24 protein-coding genes and 2 pseudogenes are annotated in these 15911 nt (G+C 39.7%); 10 read left to right on the top strand and 16 right to left on the bottom strand.

Features of this window, described 5'->3' with window-relative positions; translation table 11 throughout:
• Positions 1 to 36: 36 nt before the first annotated feature.
• The 3 genes from QFZ72_RS11365 to QFZ72_RS11355 are packed head-to-tail and all read right to left on the bottom strand — an operon-like array spanning position 37 to position 2710.
• Entirely contained in the window at positions 37 to 525 is a 489-nt protein-coding gene (locus tag QFZ72_RS11365) for a glutathione peroxidase (RefSeq protein ID WP_307433222.1), read from the bottom strand.
• A complete protein-coding gene (locus QFZ72_RS11360) occupies positions 525 to 1025 on the bottom strand; it encodes a hypothetical protein (RefSeq protein WP_307433220.1) in 501 nt (166 codons plus the stop codon). Before QFZ72_RS11360 ends, QFZ72_RS11365 begins: the two co-directional genes overlap by 1 nt.
• A complete protein-coding gene (locus QFZ72_RS11355) occupies positions 1025 to 2710 on the bottom strand; it encodes a formate--tetrahydrofolate ligase (protein WP_307433217.1) in 1686 nt (561 codons plus the stop codon). The genes QFZ72_RS11360 and QFZ72_RS11355 overlap by 1 nt, the downstream gene beginning before the upstream one ends.
• A gap of 131 nt (positions 2711 to 2841) precedes the next feature.
• Here QFZ72_RS11355 and metA point away from each other — a divergent pair, with 131 nt between their 5' ends.
• The 3 genes and pseudogenes from metA to QFZ72_RS11340 all read left to right on the top strand — a co-directional run bounded on the left by metA (position 2842) and on the right by QFZ72_RS11340 (position 6121).
• Positions 2842 to 3750 carry a homoserine O-acetyltransferase MetA gene (gene metA, locus QFZ72_RS11350; RefSeq protein WP_307433214.1) on the top strand — a complete coding sequence of 303 codons (909 nt, stop codon included), beginning with the start codon at positions 2842 to 2844 and terminating at the stop codon, positions 3748 to 3750.
• A 161-nt stretch (positions 3751 to 3911) separates the two neighbouring features.
• Positions 3912 to 5058 (top strand): annotated as a pseudogene (locus tag QFZ72_RS11345) (diglucosyl diacylglycerol synthase).
• Between the two features lie 52 nt (positions 5059 to 5110).
• Positions 5111 to 6121: a metal-dependent hydrolase gene (locus tag QFZ72_RS11340; RefSeq protein ID WP_307433211.1), complete on the top strand. Its 1011-nt coding sequence runs from the start codon at positions 5111 to 5113 to the stop codon at positions 6119 to 6121.
• A 56-nt stretch (positions 6122 to 6177) separates the two neighbouring features.
• Here the strand turns inward: QFZ72_RS11340 and QFZ72_RS11335 are convergent, their stop codons facing one another.
• The 3 genes from QFZ72_RS11335 to QFZ72_RS11325 all read right to left on the bottom strand — a co-directional run bounded on the left by QFZ72_RS11335 (position 6178) and on the right by QFZ72_RS11325 (position 7840).
• Positions 6178 to 6354, bottom strand: a complete 177-nt coding sequence (locus tag QFZ72_RS11335) for a hypothetical protein (RefSeq protein WP_252201161.1) — start codon at positions 6352 to 6354, stop codon at positions 6178 to 6180.
• Between the two features lie 95 nt (positions 6355 to 6449).
• Positions 6450 to 7145, bottom strand: a complete 696-nt coding sequence (locus QFZ72_RS11330; protein WP_307433208.1) for an AIM24 family protein — start codon at positions 7143 to 7145, stop codon at positions 6450 to 6452.
• Positions 7142 to 7840 (bottom strand): class I SAM-dependent methyltransferase, encoded by a 699-nt coding sequence (locus QFZ72_RS11325; RefSeq protein ID WP_307433205.1) that lies wholly within the window; start codon positions 7838 to 7840, stop codon positions 7142 to 7144. Before QFZ72_RS11325 ends, QFZ72_RS11330 begins: the two co-directional genes overlap by 4 nt.
• Before the next feature lie 119 nt (positions 7841 to 7959).
• On the opposite strand from QFZ72_RS11325, the gene QFZ72_RS11320 reads away from it, so the two are divergent.
• Both QFZ72_RS11320 and QFZ72_RS11315 read left to right on the top strand, forming a co-directional pair.
• Complete coding sequence (locus tag QFZ72_RS11320) at positions 7960 to 8187, top strand: DUF3892 domain-containing protein (protein WP_252201167.1); 228 nt, start codon at positions 7960 to 7962, stop codon at positions 8185 to 8187.
• A 12-nt stretch (positions 8188 to 8199) separates the two neighbouring features.
• Entirely contained in the window at positions 8200 to 8352 is a 153-nt protein-coding gene (locus QFZ72_RS11315; RefSeq protein WP_252201168.1) for a hypothetical protein, read from the top strand.
• A 470-nt stretch (positions 8353 to 8822) separates the two neighbouring features.
• On the opposite strand, the gene QFZ72_RS11310 is transcribed toward QFZ72_RS11315, so the two are convergent.
• From QFZ72_RS11310 to QFZ72_RS11300, 3 genes are all read right to left on the bottom strand, one after another.
• A complete protein-coding gene (locus tag QFZ72_RS11310) occupies positions 8823 to 9014 on the bottom strand; it encodes a hypothetical protein (RefSeq protein ID WP_307433200.1) in 192 nt (63 codons plus the stop codon).
• A 78-nt stretch (positions 9015 to 9092) separates the two neighbouring features.
• Positions 9093 to 9359 carry a phosphocarrier protein HPr gene (locus QFZ72_RS11305; protein ID WP_252201172.1) on the bottom strand — a complete coding sequence of 89 codons (267 nt, stop codon included), beginning with the start codon at positions 9357 to 9359 and terminating at the stop codon, positions 9093 to 9095.
• Positions 9360 to 9435: 76 nt separating this feature from the next.
• Complete coding sequence (locus QFZ72_RS11300) at positions 9436 to 9687, bottom strand: hypothetical protein (RefSeq protein WP_307433198.1); 252 nt, start codon at positions 9685 to 9687, stop codon at positions 9436 to 9438.
• 238 nt (positions 9688 to 9925) lie between these two features.
• Here QFZ72_RS11300 and cspD point away from each other — a divergent pair, with 238 nt between their 5' ends.
• Positions 9926 to 10126 (top strand): cold-shock protein CspD, encoded by a 201-nt coding sequence (gene cspD, locus QFZ72_RS11295; protein ID WP_029280415.1) that lies wholly within the window; start codon positions 9926 to 9928, stop codon positions 10124 to 10126.
• A 56-nt stretch (positions 10127 to 10182) separates the two neighbouring features.
• On the opposite strand, the gene QFZ72_RS11290 is transcribed toward cspD, so the two are convergent.
• Positions 10183 to 10389 carry a hypothetical protein gene (locus QFZ72_RS11290; RefSeq protein ID WP_307433187.1) on the bottom strand — a complete coding sequence of 69 codons (207 nt, stop codon included), beginning with the start codon at positions 10387 to 10389 and terminating at the stop codon, positions 10183 to 10185.
• 207 nt (positions 10390 to 10596) lie between these two features.
• On the opposite strand from QFZ72_RS11290, the gene QFZ72_RS11285 reads away from it, so the two are divergent.
• A complete protein-coding gene (locus QFZ72_RS11285; protein WP_223436123.1) occupies positions 10597 to 10863 on the top strand; it encodes a DUF2564 family protein in 267 nt (88 codons plus the stop codon).
• A 42-nt stretch (positions 10864 to 10905) separates the two neighbouring features.
• Here QFZ72_RS11285 and QFZ72_RS11280 read toward each other — a convergent pair whose 3' ends face one another.
• Both QFZ72_RS11280 and QFZ72_RS11275 read right to left on the bottom strand, forming a co-directional pair.
• Positions 10906 to 11091, bottom strand: coding sequence for a zinc-finger domain-containing protein (locus QFZ72_RS11280; protein ID WP_373464682.1), 186 nt, complete (start codon positions 11089 to 11091; stop codon positions 10906 to 10908).
• Between the two features lie 5 nt (positions 11092 to 11096).
• Positions 11097 to 11762: a reverse transcriptase-like protein gene (locus tag QFZ72_RS11275; protein ID WP_307433183.1), complete on the bottom strand. Its 666-nt coding sequence runs from the start codon at positions 11760 to 11762 to the stop codon at positions 11097 to 11099.
• Positions 11763 to 11935: 173 nt separating this feature from the next.
• On the opposite strand from QFZ72_RS11275, the pseudogene QFZ72_RS11270 reads away from it, so the two are divergent.
• From QFZ72_RS11270 to QFZ72_RS11260, 3 genes and pseudogenes are all read left to right on the top strand, one after another.
• Positions 11936 to 12087: pseudogene (locus QFZ72_RS11270) on the top strand (queuosine precursor transporter); the annotation flags it as partial.
• Between the two features lie 54 nt (positions 12088 to 12141).
• Positions 12142 to 12537 (top strand): reverse transcriptase-like protein, encoded by a 396-nt coding sequence (locus QFZ72_RS11265; RefSeq protein ID WP_307433180.1) that lies wholly within the window; start codon positions 12142 to 12144, stop codon positions 12535 to 12537.
• Positions 12538 to 12539: 2 nt separating this feature from the next.
• On the top strand, positions 12540 to 13442 hold the full coding sequence (locus tag QFZ72_RS11260; RefSeq protein WP_307433178.1) for a DMT family transporter: 903 nt from the start codon (positions 12540 to 12542) through the stop codon (positions 13440 to 13442).
• A 180-nt stretch (positions 13443 to 13622) separates the two neighbouring features.
• Here QFZ72_RS11260 and QFZ72_RS11255 read toward each other — a convergent pair whose 3' ends face one another.
• From QFZ72_RS11255 to QFZ72_RS11240, 4 genes are all read right to left on the bottom strand, one after another.
• Positions 13623 to 13898 carry a DUF6123 family protein gene (locus QFZ72_RS11255; protein WP_307433176.1) on the bottom strand — a complete coding sequence of 92 codons (276 nt, stop codon included), beginning with the start codon at positions 13896 to 13898 and terminating at the stop codon, positions 13623 to 13625.
• A 79-nt stretch (positions 13899 to 13977) separates the two neighbouring features.
• Complete coding sequence (locus QFZ72_RS11250; protein WP_307433174.1) at positions 13978 to 14640, bottom strand: oxidoreductase; 663 nt, start codon at positions 14638 to 14640, stop codon at positions 13978 to 13980.
• A gap of 67 nt (positions 14641 to 14707) precedes the next feature.
• Positions 14708 to 15604, bottom strand: a complete 897-nt coding sequence (locus QFZ72_RS11245) for a 5'-3' exonuclease (protein ID WP_307433171.1) — start codon at positions 15602 to 15604, stop codon at positions 14708 to 14710.
• A 128-nt stretch (positions 15605 to 15732) separates the two neighbouring features.
• Positions 15733 to 15876, bottom strand: a complete 144-nt coding sequence (locus QFZ72_RS11240) for a hypothetical protein (protein WP_223436135.1) — start codon at positions 15874 to 15876, stop codon at positions 15733 to 15735.
• Between the last annotated feature and the right edge of the window lie 35 nt (positions 15877 to 15911).

The raw sequence follows: 15911 nt of genomic DNA, 5'->3' as shown, positions 1-15911 counted from the left end.
TCCTAAGCCAAAGATATAAGAAAAGAAGCCGATTGCTCAGGCTTCTTCTTTTAACAATTGCTGAATTTTCTCTTCCATTTCCTTAGGATCCGTATTAGGCGAAAACCTTTCGACTGCTTTTCCATGTCGATCTAAGAGAAATTTCGTAAAATTCCACTTCACAGCTTTTGAACCTAAAAGTCCAGGCGCTTCTTTTGTTAAATGTGTAAAAAGAGGATGTGCATCAGAGCCGTTTACATCAACTTTTGCAAACATTGGAAAGGTTACACCGTAATTCAATTGGCAAAAGCTTTTGATTTCTTCTTCGTCTCCCGGCTCCTGGCTCATAAACTGATTGCACGGAAAGCCCAGGATTTCAAGCCCCTCGTATTGATAGCGTTCATAAAGCTCCTGCAGCGCCTTATATTGCGGAGTGAAGCCGCATTTACTGGCTGTGTTTACAATGACAAGAACCTTGCCTTTATAAATACTCATAGATTGTTCTTCACCGTTAATGGTTTTTATTTTTATATCAAATATACTCATCACTTTGCTCCTTCTTTTATTTTTTCGAGAGTATCGATGGCATGATCAGTCATAGTGATTAAGTCATCTACTTGTTCTTCTCCTATAAGCCGGTTGAAATGCACTTTAAATGTATGGTGATAGTGCTCAAAAGGAACTTTGTATGAAATCTGATGGGTAATTGAATAAACACCCCAAAGCTCTTCAACTATAGATTTGATAGGAGTTTCAGCAAATGATGAACATGATTGGAAGGTTAAGATAACTTCGCACTCCGGAACAGCACTTGTTTTTAATAGTTCTCCGGATAATTGAGATAGGCTCATGGATAACTGAAATTCAGCGGAAACCGTTTTATTTCCTTCTTTTAACTGAAACGTATTTTGATAGCATCTTGACATGGCAGCAAGATCTACTAGGTCTTTACGGCCGATTACGGTTATGACGCCGCCAAGATCTGCGTCGTAAATAGCCCCTTCCAGCACAACCTTCAAGTTATCAAAAGCAGTCGGATCAAACATTAAAACAGCCCTTTTGCCTTCCCTTTTTCATCTACATTCATCGAAAGCGCAGCGGGTTTTTTCGGCAGCCCCGGCATTGTCATAATATCTCCTGTTAAACAAACCAGGAACCCCGCGCCAATTGATGGCTTAAGTTCACGAATAGTCAGTGTAAAATCCTTCGGTCGGCCAAGAAGCTCAGGCTGGTCAGAAAGGGAGTATTGAGTTTTCGCCATGCAAATCGGCAAATTTGACCAACCGTACTGTTCAAAATCCTTTACTTGTTTCAATGCCTTTGAAGAAAAATCAACGGCTTTAGCTCCATAAACGGCTTTGGCAACTTTTTCAATTTTGTCCTTAATACTGTCATTTAAGTCATACAAGTAATCAAAGTGATTTTCTGTGTTCTCGATTGTTTCAAGCACTTTTTCTGCAAGCTTAATTCCTCCGGCACCGCCTTTTTCCCAGACCTCCGTGAGAGCTGCAGGATGAGAATGAAGCTCACACCACTTCATAAGAGCATCGGTTTCTTCCTGTGTGTCTGTCACAAAACGATTAACGGCTACTACATAAGGAAGTCCGAATTTTTCAATCGATTCTATATGCTTCGCGAGATTCTCTGCACCTGCAAGCATTGCCTCTTTGTCTGAGATGCCAAGCTGGTCTTTTGGGACGCCGCCATGCATTTTTAAAGCCCTTACAGTTGCAACAATGACAACTGCAGCAGGTGAAAATTCTCCTGCACGGGTTTTAATATGCAGAAATTTCTCTGCGCCGAGATCCGCTCCAAATCCTGCTTCCGTCACAACATAGTCACCAAGCTTTGCAGCCATTTTTGTTCCCAGAAGGCTATTGCAGCCGTGAGCGATATTAGCAAATGGCCCGCCGTGGATAATGGCCGGTGTATGTTCAAGCGTTTGAACAATATTCGGTTTCAAGGCGTCTTTTAATAAAAGTGTAAGAGCTCCTTCAAATCCCAAATTGCCGACTGTTACAGGTTCCCGCTGATAGGAAAAGCCAATCACAATTTTAGAAAGTCTGCTGCTTAAATCATTGAGATCAGATGCCAAACACAGAATGGCCATAATTTCAGATGCAACCGTGATGTCAAAATGATCTTCGCGCGGTGTTCCATTTGCAGGTCCTCCAAGTCCGATTACTATATTTCTAAGTGCCCGGTCATTTAAATCCATTACCCTTTTCCAAGTGATTCTTCTCGGATCGATCCGGCATTCATTGCCTTGATGTATATGATTGTCAATCAGTGCTGCCAACGCATTATTTGCTGTTGTGATTGCGTGAATGTCACCTGTGAAATGCAGGTTGATTTCTTCCATGGGTATGACTTGTGAGTACCCTCCTCCGGCAGCTCCTCCCTTGATTCCCATTGTAGGTCCAAGTGAAGGCTCCCTTATAGCAATGACGGCTTTTTTCTTAAGCTGATTAAGCGCCTGGCCAAGCCCGACAGTTACAGTTGATTTTCCTTCTCCTGCAGGAGTGGGATTAATGGCCGTCACCAGTATCACTTTTCCGTCAGGTTTCATTTTAACCCGATCTAAAAATTCCAAAGATATTTTCGCTTTAAATTTTCCGTAATAGTCAATTTCATCTTCTAAAATATCAAGACCGCCAATAATCTCCTGAATCGGCTTGATTGGTGCTTCCTGAGCGATTTCAATGTCTGATTTATGTTTAATTTTTAACACACTGCGCCCTACTTTCTGCTTATAAATATAGATTCCACGCACAATTGTAACACAAAAGCAAATTGAATTATTATTCTAAACTTTCTATAATAGAGAAAACTCAGAATGATAAAGAAAGTTGAGGTACTTCCATGCCTATTAATATTCCAGCTGACCTTCCCGCCAAAGAAATTCTTGAAAAAGAAAACATCTTCATTATGGATGATGCCAGAGCCTATCAGCAGGACATCAGGCCTTTAAATATTGTGATTTTAAATATTATGCCCGAAAAACAAAAAACAGAGGTGCAATTATTGCGCCTACTTGGAAACTCGCCGCTTCAGCTGAACATTACCTTTTTGCGTCCTGAAACACATGTTTCAAAAACAGAAAAGCAGCAGCATCTTCAGCAGTTTTATACGACGTTTAATAAAATCCGCCATAAAAAATTTGACGGAATGATTATAACAGGGGCTCCGATTGAGCATCTGGAATTTGAAGAGGTGTCCTACTGGGAAGAGCTCAAAGATATTTTTGAATGGACAAACCAGAATGTCACTTCAACTCTGCATATATGCTGGGGTGCACAAGCAGGACTTTACTATCATTACGGCGTAAATAAATATAGTCTGAAGGAAAAATGCTTCGGTGTTTTCAAACATGATATTTGTAATACTTCTGTAAAAATTGTCAGAGGCTTCGATGATCAATACTATGTGCCGCATTCCCGGCATACGGATATAAAGAGACAAGATATTGAGGCGGTTGAAGCACTGGACATTATCAGTGAATCTGCTGAAGCCGGGGTTTGTCTGGTCTCTTCAAGGGATGCAAAGCAAGTATTTCTGACAGGTCATCCAGAATACGATTTGTTTACCCTGAAAGAGGAGTATGAACGAGATCTCGCAAAAGGCAAGAACACCGCCATTCCGCTGTCCTATTTTCAGGATAATGATCCGGGGAGAAAGCCGGTACAGAAATGGAAATCCCATGCACATCTTTTATTTGCAAACTGGCTAAATTATTGCGTCTACCAGGAAACACCTTACGAATGGGAATGATTCTGAAATAATGCTTACAATAATTGGATTATTTTGTTAAAATTAAGCGGAATTTAATTTAAATTTTATGTAAACTTTATATTTCTTAAACATTCATATGATACGCTTGTCATAGTTAAACATGTTTCTTTGTTTTTCAGATTAAATTTGAGGTGAATGCATTGTTAAAAAAACCAAAAGTTCTGATCTTAACTGCAAAATACGGGAATGGACACGTTCAAGTCTCAAAAACACTTGTAAAGCAATGCAGGGAACTGGGCATCGAGGAAGTGGTTGTGTCAGATATTATATGCGGAATCGAATCCTGTATTTACAGAGATTACTCAGTACCTCTATTTAAAAAGCTTTACGATCGGAAAGCAATTTTACCGCATGTTTTACTATGGTGTAGATAAAATTTACAACAAGAAGCTGCTTACCCTCTATTTTAAGCTGGGCAACAAAAGACTGCACGAGCTTATTGAAAAAGAGCAGCCTGACATCATTATTAATACGTTTCCGATCATTGTCGTACCTGAATACCGCAGGCGCACGGGAAATATCATCCCGACTTTTAATGTTCTTACAGATTTCTGCCTTCATAAAATATGGGTTCATAAAAACATAGACAAATATTATGTCGCAAGCAAAAGAGTAAAAGAAAAAGTCATGAGTCTTGGAATTCATCCCGCTGCCGTAAAGGTAACAGGCATTCCAATCCGCTCTCAATTTGAAGAAAATTTAAATGAAGAGACTATTTATAGAAAATACAACTTAGATCCAGACAAGAAAACGCTGCTAGTCATGGCGGGAGCGCACGGAGTTTTAAAAAATGTTAAAGAGCTGTGCGAATCATTTTTAGAAGAAAAAAACCTGCAGACTGTTGTTGTCTGCGGTAACAACACTGCATTAAAAGAAAGCCTGGAGAGCATTACCGGAAAGAACAAAGAGAACCTAAAACTCCTCGGCTATGTTGAGCGTGTTGATGAATTGTTCCGAATCGCTTCCTGCATGGTGACAAAACCAGGCGGCATCACCCTGAGCGAAGCATCTGCAGTCGGTGTGCCAGTTATTCTTTATAAACCTGTGCCAGGCCAGGAAAAAGAAAATGCTCTCTTCTTCCAGGAAAACGAGGCGGCTCTTGTCGTAAACCGTTCAGAAGAAGTATATGACGCTGTCAGCAGCCTGCTTCAGGATGACAAAAAGCTGAGAAGAATGAAGAGGAATATTAAACGGCTTCATCATCCAAACTCTTCGCTTACGATTATGGAAGATATCGTAAAAGAGGCTGCAATCTTTAAAGAGAAAAAATATATAAAAGCGCAGTGACAATCTGACCGCTTTTCAGGATGAAGGGGAATAGAATCCTGGAGGTCACTATATGGATACAAGCACACATATTACGATGGGATTTGGTCTTGCGGGTCTTGCTTTTATTGACCCTGCAGTAGCTTCTGGCACAGAACTTGCATCAGCTGTTCTAATCGGTACTGTACTTGGGTCGAATGCTCCTGATTTTGATTACGGAATCAAGATGGTAAAAGGAAATGGAATGTATACAGAGCATCACCGCGGTCTGTCACATTCTATCCCTGCATGGTTTATATGGACTGGTTTGTTAACTGGCATTATCTATCTTTTTCATTCGAATCTTTCAACACTTGAGCTGATGCATTTATCCGGGTGGATCTTTCTTGCCGTACTGCTTCATGTCATGTTTGATATATGTAACGCATACGGCACACAGGCAGCGAGACCCTTTACGAAAAAATGGCTTTCACTGAATTTTATTCCGCTGTTTGACCCGCTTATTGTATTTTTGCATTTATTAGGATTTGCTTTATGGGTTTTGCTTGATTCACCGGGGATCATTTTCCTGTCGATCTATTCAACAATTGGACTTTATCTTTTAGAACGATTTTTCAGTTCCAGAAGAGCATTGACTATGGTGAAGAAGAAGAAATTAGGCGAAATTGGATCAATCACAATCATTCCAACCATTCTCTGGTCCGTCTGGCATATCGTCTCTGAAACAGACTCCTGTTTAAGATCTTTCGAACTGCGGTCGAAAGATCTTAAATTGATTCATACTTTCGAAAAGTCAGATCCAGAGTCTTCTATCATAGCTAATGCAAAAAAGGATCAGAATATAGGCCACTTTTTAAATAATTCAAAGCACGTTCATACTGTAGTACTCCCAATCCCTTCTGGCTATGAAATCCGATTTTTCGATTTGAGGTTTCGCACGAAAAACCATTATCCTTATATGGCCGTCTGTCAAATGACTAAAGACGGAATGATCCTCTCCTCTTGTACAGGATGGTTTCATCAGGCAGATAAATTTAAAAGCAAGCTGATATCACACGATGGGAAAAATCAATTAGAAGCCTAGACAAAAAATAAAGGATGAACTAATGAACGCTAAGTGCGTTAATAGTCATCCTTTTTTTATTGATTTTTGTTTAATTCTTCTTCAAAATAAAAGGTTGATGGGTATTCCTTCAGAATGTATGAGTAACGGTTCATATTTTTTATATATTTTGATTGCATGACAGTGACACTTTCCCCTGTTTTCACAATTTGGACAGATTCACCATTTTGAAACTTGCTGGCATTGCTCTTCATTCAGCACTTCCTTTCATCTTATCCCTATTATACCATAGCTTCCATGATTTTTAAGGAGAGGAGAGGAGAAAAGAATGAACAAAGCATTTCTCCCGTCAGCTTGTCGTTTCTCTAAAATACACCTCTTCAAAAGGCTGGACAATTACAAAGCCTTCTCCTTCAAATTTCATTTGTATGGACTCTCCGCTGCCGCGGCCTAATATGGTTTTCAAAGAGATATCTGTTACAAATTCTGGAGTTAAACTGCCGGACCATGCGACAGTTGCATTTGGATCCGTAAAAACCGGATCACCCGGCTTCACAATCAGTGTTAATGGCTCATAATGAGAGGTAATGGCAATTAGCCCTCTTCCTTCAAGCTTCACATTAAATAAACCGCCTGAGAGCATGCCTGCAATTTTTCTCATCATTTTAATATCCCACGAAATAGATGGTTCAAATGCAAGCAAATCATTACCATTTACATATAATTTTTCCCCATTAAGGTTCAAAATCGAAATCTTTTTCCCTTGATCCGCTAAATACAGCTTTCCATTTCCAGTCGCCTTCATTAATGAGGTGCCCTCTCCAGTAAACGCTTTTTTGAACATCTTGCCGATCCCATGCTCAAGTATGCCTTCCCGTTCATATTTAATTTGCCCCCGGTAAGAAACCATTGCTCCAGATTTCGCCCAAATCTGTCCATTTAAATTGATTTCCAGCAGTCTCTCTGTCTCAAGTTCAAATAAGCCCTGTCCTTTATCCTGCTGCTCAGTCTTTTCAACAAACTCTTCAATAGAATATCGATTCATTTGATCTCTCCTTCTTTCTTTTGAAGCATAAACAGCCATAAAAATGAAAGGGACTGTTTTAATTCTGATGATAGGACGCGGGTCATCTCTTCCGTTACTCCTCGTTTGTAAACTCCCTGACTTCCCGCCAGTTCCCATCCGTTCTCAATGGCCAATTTTTCGAATTCCCACGGCATCATGGTGTTGCAGATGACAGGCTTCCCATAAAGTCTGTCAAAACTGTTCGTCCGCGGATGGGCTGTGGGTCCTAGAATAGCAATGCACAAATAGCCATTCGTTTTGACGGCACGTTTCAATTCGTTTAATGCAGCTAATGGATTCTCCGTCCACTCTATACAATTAATCGTAAGCAGAGCATCTGCTTTTTCATCCTCAAAAGGAAGCTCCATCATATTCGCTTGAATAAATGTAAGCTTTCCCTCTTCTTCATGCTTCTTAGCGAGCTTAATCATCTCAGGAGAAAGATCTACTCCCGTAACCTTCAGCCCCTCTTTCATCAATAAAAAAGACCCATATCCGTCTCCGCAGCCAATATCAATCACTTCTGCTTCCGGTTTCACATACTTCGTAAAAAAAGACACAATGGAACTTCTGCTTCCAGAGTCCCACATCTCCTTGCTTCCTTTATTCCAGAATGCAGCACGTTCATCCCACTTCTTTTCAGCTTCTTTTTCCCAATTATATGTATTCTTCATTTTTCAATCAGCTCCATATCTTATCATCTTCTACTATTTCTAGAAAATCAGCGGAAATCCTTTTCTGAGGAATAATTGATATAAATGGTTGAACACTATGAATGAAAGGAGTGCTGAAGATGGAAAAAGAATCTTTTGTTGCTGCACAGAAAAATGGAGACGGAGATCTCGTCTCATTCAAAACATCAGCAGGAAGAACGCTCTCCTATCAAGAAGCACTGATGGAAATCGACAAAGGTGCGATTGAGGGTGTAAATACCTTTAAAGGAAAAGACGGAGAGATGTATATACGAAGCAATCCGGATCACAATAAAGCAAATAACCTTGATTCATTACCACCATTTTAGGAGGTCATCATTATGACAAAGAAATTTAACAAAGGCAGCGAAAACGGCAACTCCCCTAGAAAGGGACACTTTCAGGAAGAATTCGGCCAAGAAATCATTTCTGGCGATAACAGCAAAGGAAACAAACGAAATAAAGATCAAAAATCAAAGACTTCAGAGAAGTAAATTTCCTAGCCGGCTGCATGAGCAGCTGGTTTTTTTATAAAAGGTAGATGTTGCCTTTGATCCCTCACTCAATTTGGTTTTGACCGCTCAACTTAATTTTTTTGTGACATCTCATAAACGGTTTCTTTCCGTTCGAACCGTTCTATGACCATTAATCCAATTACTTCCATATATAACTACCCAAGTCTACTTTTTCTACAGTAAGGCACTTTTTCTGTTCCATTCACCGCTTTGTTGCACTTTTTTCTACAGTAAGGTGCTTTTTCTGCTTCATTCACCGCTTTGTTGCACTTTTTTCTTCAGTGTGGCGCTTTTTCTGTTTTTCTGCTCCATTCACACGCTTTGTACACTTTTTTCTTCAGTGTGGCGCTTTTTCTGCTCCATTCACACGCTTTGATGCACTTTTTTTCAGTATGGTGCTTTTTCTGCTTCATACAACAAAAAAACTGCAGACAACAGCCTGCAATTTTTTAGTCTTCCTCATCAAATTCAGCTTCATCATTTCTGCCTCTGTCAATTGTAACAGCGGCTGTTTCATTATTCATATACAGCGGTATTTGCATCTTTTCGTCATTGTCAAAAAAGGCTTCATTGATTTTTTCGTTCGCCCACGACGTTTCTTCACTGCCCAGATAAGATGATTTATCCTTTTTCCAGTTCATTAGCTCGCCTCCATTCATATTTATCATCCCCCATGAAATAAAAAAAATCTCCCTGTTCAAGGAGATTTTCGGCAAGGCTTAAGCACCTAATTGTTCTGCTATGATCACACGCTCTACAGCCTCAATGGCGTCTTTTTCATCGCTGCCTTCTGCTGATACCACAATTGTTGTGCCTTTTGATATGCCAAGAGACATGACGCCCATGATTGATTTTAAGTTTACTTTACGGCCGTTTGCTTCTAAATTCACATCAGCTATGAATGAGTTGACTGCATTTACTAATGAAGTTGCCGGACGTGCATGGATTCCAGATTCACTTGTAATTTCAAATGTTTTTTGTACCATTGCTTACTTCCCCTCTCAAATTGTTAACAAACAATATTATAATCGTTTTAGGATAAAAGAAAACTGTTTTTTGGAGTTATGCAAGCTTTATGATTTCATCGTGCAGAATGTAGCTGTGAAGATAAATAGTGCATGTTTCTGTGCTCTTTTTTTCAATAATAATTGTATTTTGGAGCGGATCTTTAATCAGAATGAGCCGTTCGCGCTCAAAATCCAGCAAGGACTCAAGTGCCTCAAGCTGACGGCATGCTAGCAGAAAACGCTCGTCACTCATTTTACGGTCTTTTTTAAAAATAACCTGCTTATCTCCAATGCTTGTTTTGTACACGTTTTCCACATCCCTTTACAAGTTATTCCACCTTATATTTAAAATATCTGAAATTTCAATAAAAAGCTATAGGTAACTTGACGACAAATTTTCAATAGTGTATATTAAAATCATCATTTAGCTAATAGTCAGTGAATCATTGTTTTAACAAACAATGGTTGCGCATACATATTCGCTGTATGATAAATATTTCCAGGTAGCTACACCTTGTGCTACAGTATTAGGAGGATAAAGTACTATGCAAAACGGTAAAGTAAAATGGTTCAACAACGAAAAAGGTTTCGGTTTTATCGAGGTTGAAGGCGGAGACGATGTATTTGTACATTTCTCAGCTATCGAGGGAGACGGCTACAAGTCTTTAGAAGAAGGCCAGGAAGTTTCTTTTGAAATCGTTGAAGGAAACCGTGGACCACAAGCTGCTAACGTTGTGAAATTATAATTACAAACGTACATTATATTTGATCATATACGATGCAAGAAAGAGGCTGAGTTATCTCAGCCTCTTTCTTTCGTGAAATCCTGGCTGATCATTAAGTATTCCACTGCCTTTATATTCTGTTTAAGCTTTTTTTCGATTCTGCTTACTTCAAACTGATTAAAAACATTTCCGTTCTTCGCCATAAACAGCAGCATGTCCAAATCTCCATATATCTCATAAAATGCATTTTTAACATTTTCATTTATGCTGACCCTGCTTCTCATGAAATGCTCTCTCCCTCCTTCCACAATCGTCCATCTAGTCTAAAAGATTCAATTTATATTCTACATAATTCTGTTATAAGGAACGAAACCCCTTCTTTTTAACGAATATTTATTTATTCTGAAAATTCTTTTTGTTTCTTTAGACTCATTTTTCCGATGTATATTTTAAGAAAGGTGTCGAATGATAAATAAGTGGAGGTGACTAACATGGACCAGATAAATCATACAGGCCTTATCAGCGGCTTCAATAATCTAAAACAATTAGAAATGGCTGTAGCAGCAGCACAAAAAATGACAGGATCTGCAACGATGAGCATGGATCCTGAGGCGATTCAAAACGCGGAAAAAGCACTTCAGGATGCAAAAGCTATCTATCAGACTGCAGGGGATACAGGAGTTGACCAGGACTTTCTCAGCAATCAGAATGAACTTCTTCTGCAATGTGAGCACCAGCTAAACGAGGCAAAACAATAGTAAGCATATAAAAATCCGCTGAATTTAGATGTCAGCGGATTTTCATGTCAGCTTCTTGCCGTATTCTTTTATTTTTTGACCGACCGTGCATTCTTCAATACAGAAAGAATGAGCATACTTTTTCCCGTATTCCTTGCGAAAATGCTTCTTTAATAAGCAATCCGTACAATAGGTGTCAAGCAGCTGGTCGATTTCACAAACAACTTGTTTTTTCTCCAATTCATTCATCTCCATCAATCGCTGTCAAGCTTCCATTCACTTGCAATAGTCATTCCTTTTAATCCTTGTCCTGCAAGCTTATCCGCTTCTTCATTTTCTTTTCGAGCAATTGGCATGCATATTGGACGCACTTTCATTTTTTTAAGGGCTGCTTCAATTTTATCAAGCCAGCGGGTGTAAGCTTCTTCATAGACGGGCCACTCTCCGGACAGCTGGTTGAGCACAACTTGCGAATCTCCTTTGAAAGTTACGTCCTGATAACGTACGCCGAGCTCATCAAGTTTTTGCACCATAAAGTAAACAGCCATGTATTCTGCTTCGTTATTGGAATCTGCACCATCTGCTTTTGCACTGAATCTCATTCTTGTTCTTTTCTCGTTTATTGTATAGTAGATCACAGCGCCAAGACCTGCTTCTTTTGTTTGTTTATTGTAGTTGCCGTCAAAATAAGCTTCAACGTCGACAGGCTCATGCACGACTTCCAATTTTAATTTCTTTAATTCTTTAAGCGACCATGCCGTGCCGCGTGTATCAATAAATTCTATTGATTTCACCCTGCCGGTTTTTTCGAGATCATCACCAATCAGAATGGCTGAATCAAGGTCTGTTTCGTTATCAGATGTAAAAAGTAAGTTCTTTTTTTTCGGGCTGATGTACATCCAGTGTATTAGATATTTCACCTGTTCCACTCCTAATCGGCTGAGCTATATATGCAATAGTTTTGCTCATACCATCAAATGTATTCACTGTGCTATAATCATATTCGATAATTAACCAAGGCGCTTGCTGTGTTATCAAAAAAAGCCTAAACGAAAGGAGCTTGACTAAATATATAAGCAAGGAAACAGACTGTATCCCAAATGAAAGCTTATGGCTGGTTTTGCGTTAATCAATTTTATCATTGTTCTTTTGTTTTATAAACTATCCAGCACAAGCGGATTGCTTGTCTGGATTGGGTTTTCAACGGTTGCTTTGAGAAAGACCGCAACGATGGGGAATATCATGATATGGGATTAGCTGAAAAAATGAAACCCAATGAGTAAGGAGTTGAAGACATAGTTGATCGAAGTATATGTAGACGGTGCAAGTGCAGGAGATCCTGGGCCTTCAGGAGCCGGCATTTTCATTAAAGGGCACGGAAACGGGGAACAGATCTCAGTCCCTCTTGGCATCATGACGAATCATGAAGCAGAATACCATGCTCTTATAAAAAGCCTGGAAATTTGTCTTGAGAAAGGATTTACGATTATTTCAGTCAGAACGGATTCACAGCTTGTTGAACGTGCTGTTGAAAAAGAATATGTAAAAAATCCAGCTTTCGTCCCGCTGCTCGAGAAGGTTTTAAACTTAAAAAATAGATTTGAGCTGTTTTTTATTAAATGGATTCCGAGTAAACAAAACAGTGTAGCGGATCAACTATCACGAACTGCCATTCGGCTGAATGGAGATACATAATGATGAAGCTGAAAAAATCTTCAGTTGCCGATCTCAGCCTCCTATTCGTTGCTTTTATATGGGGATCTACTTTTGTGATTGTCCAAAAAGCCATTCACTTTATGCCGCCCCACTTTTTTAATGGCGTTCGTTTTTTTGCTGCAGCCATTATACTGACTATGATTAGTTTAAGAGTAACCCACTTTCGACTTTCAAAAGACACATTGCTTGCCGGAATATCGCTTGGCGTCTTTTTGTTTTTAGGATATGCCTTTCAGACTGTCGGATTGTTATATACGACCTCTTCAAAAGCTGGATTTATTACTGGTTTAAGTGTGATGATCGTTCCCCTCTTGTCCATCTGGCTTCTTAGGGAACGCGCCAGAAAAACCGTTTATTTTGCAGCAGGCCTTGGAACAGCAGGCTTGTACCTTTTAACCCTGAGTGATTTCTCTTCACTAAATATAGGAGATTTGCTTGTTCTCTTCTGCGCCGCTGCGTTTGCTTTGCATATTATCTTTACAGGGAGGTTTTCCAGCAGTCATGATGCTTGGATGCTGACAATCGTTCAGCTTGCAACGGTTTCTATCCTGAGTTTTCTAGCATCCGGGATATTTGAAGCTGGAAATATGAAAGAGAATTTCAGCAGCATGTTTACATTTGAAGTTCTGTTTGCCCTTATCATTACCGCCCTATTTGCAACTGCATTCGCCTTTTTCGTTCAAACAAAGCTTCAGCAGTACACAACAGCATCAAGAGTTGCACTCATTTATGCCTCGGAGCCAGTGTTCGCTGCATTAACCGCTTTTATATTCATAGGAGAGCGGCTGACAGTATACGGCATGATCGGCTCTCTGCTTATTTTGGCAGCCATGCTTACAGCTGAATGGAAACAAAATAGCACAGAAGAATCTCTTACCATATAAAAATCCCGGGATCCCCGAGATTTTTTTATTAAACGCAATTATAAAATTATATACTTTGATGGCAAGTGAAAGCGCCTACTCCTTCGTCAGAACGGCTCTCCAAAAAAGCCAAAACCGGACTTTTCCGTCGGAGCCTTAACTGCCATGCCTGCGCTGACAAAGGCGCTTCCGCTTTTCTAATTAGATCAAATTCAGTTTTTGTGCCACAAGAACTGCCTGTGTGCGGTTTTTTGCCTTTTCTTTTGTCAGCCTTTCAAGAAGGGAGACAAAAAATGAGCCGTCAAATTCCTTCTGTGCTTTTAATGTCAGCTCAATCGCAGCAATGACCAGCTCGTCCTCGGCACCTGTGTAATGTTTGCCGAATTCGATAAAGCCAAGAGCATCTTCCTTTAGCAGAAATCCTTTATCTTTTAAATGCAGCAAATAATCTGTAACCGACTGTTTCGTATGTAGCAAGCAGACCCCGCCTTAGGTGTAAAGTTTCATCCATCCCAATTTTAGCTGATGGATAAAAAAATTTCTATACCATTTCGCCTTAGTAATAACCTATTTCATGAATTTCATCTGATTGAAAAGTGATAACGAGCGGATCTTTATTTTGCGCTTCTTTAACCATTGCTTTTGCAACTGTTTTTGCATGGATCGGTTTCATTATTTTTAATTTTCCGATAAAAAGAAACCCAAGACTTTTAGCCATCCATACACCTATCTTTTCTCCGAAACGAAATTCTTCCCTGTCACCAAGCAGCAGAGACGGCCTGAACAGGATAACCGTGGGGATCCCGAGGTTCCTTAAGGCGTCCTCCATCTGTCCTTTTACTCGATTATAGTAAAACAGTGAATCGCAATCGGCTCCGATAGCTGAGACGGCAAGGACTTTATTAACACCTTGCTGTTTGGCCAGACGGGCTGCTTCTACTGCATATTCAAAATCCACTTTATAAAACGCTTCCTTGGATTTTGCTTGCTTCATTGTGGTACCTAAACAAATAAACAATTCATCTACGGCAAATTCACTGCTATACTTAGATAAATGATCAAAATCGGTTATAAATGTATTTTTATGTTTGGCATTTTCATGGGTTAAAGGCTTTCTTGTAATCGTCTTCACTTCTGAGTACTGCTTAGATGCAAGCAGGAGACTGAGCAATTCTTTTCCAATCAAACCGGTTGCTCCGATAATCAATGCTTTCTTCATGATCGCCACTCCAATCTTATACTTTGAATCATAAAGGAATTAGAGCAATTAATCAAAAAAGGAGAGGTCACATTGCCTCTCTCACTGCCAGGGCATCTGATAAAAACGTGTGCAGCCCTCTGAGTTCCATTTCTTCAATCATCTGAACAGCACGGTTATGCTCAACGTTCAGAAGGGCTTCATTAAGCGGGCACTCTACTGGAACATCACACGTAATTTCAGCAAGTTTCCTTGATAAATGAAGCATTTCAAGATCCTGTTCAATCTTAGATCGCTGAGCTTTAGTCAGCTCTTCTAAGCTGCTGAGCAGGCCTTCAATGGACTTGTATTTCGCAATCAGTTTATATGCGGTTTTTTCTCCAATCCCGCGAACGCCAGGATAGTTATCGCTGCTGTCTCCCATTAATCCTTTTACATCGATAAGATGAGCGGGAAGAATGCCTGTTTCTTCTGTGAAAAAGTCGTGAGTATAAATTTTATACTGCCCGATTCCTTTTTGCATAAGGACAACCTGTACATCCTCCGTTAATAACTGCAGCAGATCACGGTCACCTGTCAAAATGGAGACATTCATCTCCCCCCCGTAAAGTTTCGCAAGTGTGCCGATGCAATCATCTGCCTCATAGCCTGCAAGTCCAACATTCGGTATGTTTAAAGCTTCAACAACTTCTTTAGCCAAATCAAACTGAGGAAGCATTTCAACAGGAGCTTCGGGACGGTTTGCTTTATAGTGGTCAAACAATTCTGAACGGTACGTTTTGCTTCCCATATCCCAGCAGCAAATCACATGACTCGGGTTAAAATGTTTAATAGATGCCAGTAAATGCTTTAAAAATCCGTTCAATGCATTCGTAGGCACCCCTTTGCTGTTGATCATAAAATTGCCGTATACAGATGTTGCATAAAAAGCTCTAAAAAGGAGCGCCATGCCATCTACTATCAATAATTGCTGTTTATTTTTCATCTATTATCAAGTCTCCTATCTAAAAAAAATCAAGTACCTCTATCATATCATAATAAGTGGGCCAGACTGAAAGGGAAAAACATGAAAAAGACCCTCACCATTTGTGAAGGCCTTCTGTCTTTTGATAATTACTTAGACTCCTGGTTCTTTTTGCTGTTCATTTTTTTCACTTCTGTTTCTGCATAAGAAGCGAATTCTTCGTTAAAGCCATTTTTCTTTTTAGCATTGTTGTTGCGCTGTGCATTTGCATTTCCGCTTTTCGTTCTGCCCATTTGTAACACCTCTTTTCAGTTGTGCTAGTCTTAGG

This window comes from Bacillus sp. V2I10 (assembly GCF_030817055.1).
GTDB lineage: Bacteria > Bacillota > Bacilli > Bacillales > Bacillaceae > Bacillus_P.
This window is presented reverse-complemented; position numbering and strand designations above follow the sequence as displayed.

What these genes read in the sequence shown, in the direction of transcription:
- QFZ72_RS11330 (WP_307433208.1), bottom strand. Translation starts at nt 7,145, where the DNA reads ATGAATCGATATTCTATTGAAGAGTTTGTTGAAAAGACTGAGCAGCAG.
- QFZ72_RS11340 (WP_307433211.1), top strand. Translation starts at nt 5,111, where the DNA reads ATGGATACAAGCACACATATTACGATGGGATTTGGTCTTGCGGGTCTT.
- QFZ72_RS11260 (WP_307433178.1), top strand. Translation starts at nt 12,540, where the DNA reads ATGAAGCTGAAAAAATCTTCAGTTGCCGATCTCAGCCTCCTATTCGTT.
- QFZ72_RS11245 (WP_307433171.1), bottom strand. Translation starts at nt 15,604, where the DNA reads ATGAAAAATAAACAGCAATTATTGATAGTAGATGGCATGGCGCTCCTT.
- QFZ72_RS11290 (WP_307433187.1), bottom strand. Translation starts at nt 10,389, where the DNA reads ATGAGAAGCAGGGTCAGCATAAATGAAAATGTTAAAAATGCATTTTAT.
- QFZ72_RS11310 (WP_307433200.1), bottom strand. Translation starts at nt 9,014, where the DNA reads ATGAACTGGAAAAAGGATAAATCATCTTATCTGGGCAGTGAAGAAACG.
- QFZ72_RS11285 (WP_223436123.1), top strand. Translation starts at nt 10,597, where the DNA reads ATGGACCAGATAAATCATACAGGCCTTATCAGCGGCTTCAATAATCTA.
- QFZ72_RS11250 (WP_307433174.1), bottom strand. Translation starts at nt 14,640, where the DNA reads ATGAAGAAAGCATTGATTATCGGAGCAACCGGTTTGATTGGAAAAGAA.
- QFZ72_RS11360 (WP_307433220.1), bottom strand. Translation starts at nt 1,025, where the DNA reads ATGTTTGATCCGACTGCTTTTGATAACTTGAAGGTTGTGCTGGAAGGG.
- QFZ72_RS11325 (WP_307433205.1), bottom strand. Translation starts at nt 7,840, where the DNA reads ATGAAGAATACATATAATTGGGAAAAAGAAGCTGAAAAGAAGTGGGAT.
- QFZ72_RS11305 (WP_252201172.1), bottom strand. Translation starts at nt 9,359, where the DNA reads ATGGTACAAAAAACATTTGAAATTACAAGTGAATCTGGAATCCATGCA.
- QFZ72_RS11315 (WP_252201168.1), top strand. Translation starts at nt 8,200, where the DNA reads ATGACAAAGAAATTTAACAAAGGCAGCGAAAACGGCAACTCCCCTAGA.
- QFZ72_RS11335 (WP_252201161.1), bottom strand. Translation starts at nt 6,354, where the DNA reads ATGAAGAGCAATGCCAGCAAGTTTCAAAATGGTGAATCTGTCCAAATT.
- cspD (WP_029280415.1), top strand. Translation starts at nt 9,926, where the DNA reads ATGCAAAACGGTAAAGTAAAATGGTTCAACAACGAAAAAGGTTTCGGT.
- metA (WP_307433214.1), top strand. Translation starts at nt 2,842, where the DNA reads ATGCCTATTAATATTCCAGCTGACCTTCCCGCCAAAGAAATTCTTGAA.
- QFZ72_RS11365 (WP_307433222.1), bottom strand. Translation starts at nt 525, where the DNA reads ATGAGTATATTTGATATAAAAATAAAAACCATTAACGGTGAAGAACAA.
- QFZ72_RS11320 (WP_252201167.1), top strand. Translation starts at nt 7,960, where the DNA reads ATGGAAAAAGAATCTTTTGTTGCTGCACAGAAAAATGGAGACGGAGAT.
- QFZ72_RS11240 (WP_223436135.1), bottom strand. Translation starts at nt 15,876, where the DNA reads ATGGGCAGAACGAAAAGCGGAAATGCAAATGCACAGCGCAACAACAAT.
- QFZ72_RS11280 (WP_373464682.1), bottom strand. Translation starts at nt 11,091, where the DNA reads ATGAATGAATTGGAGAAAAAACAAGTTGTTTGTGAAATCGACCAGCTG.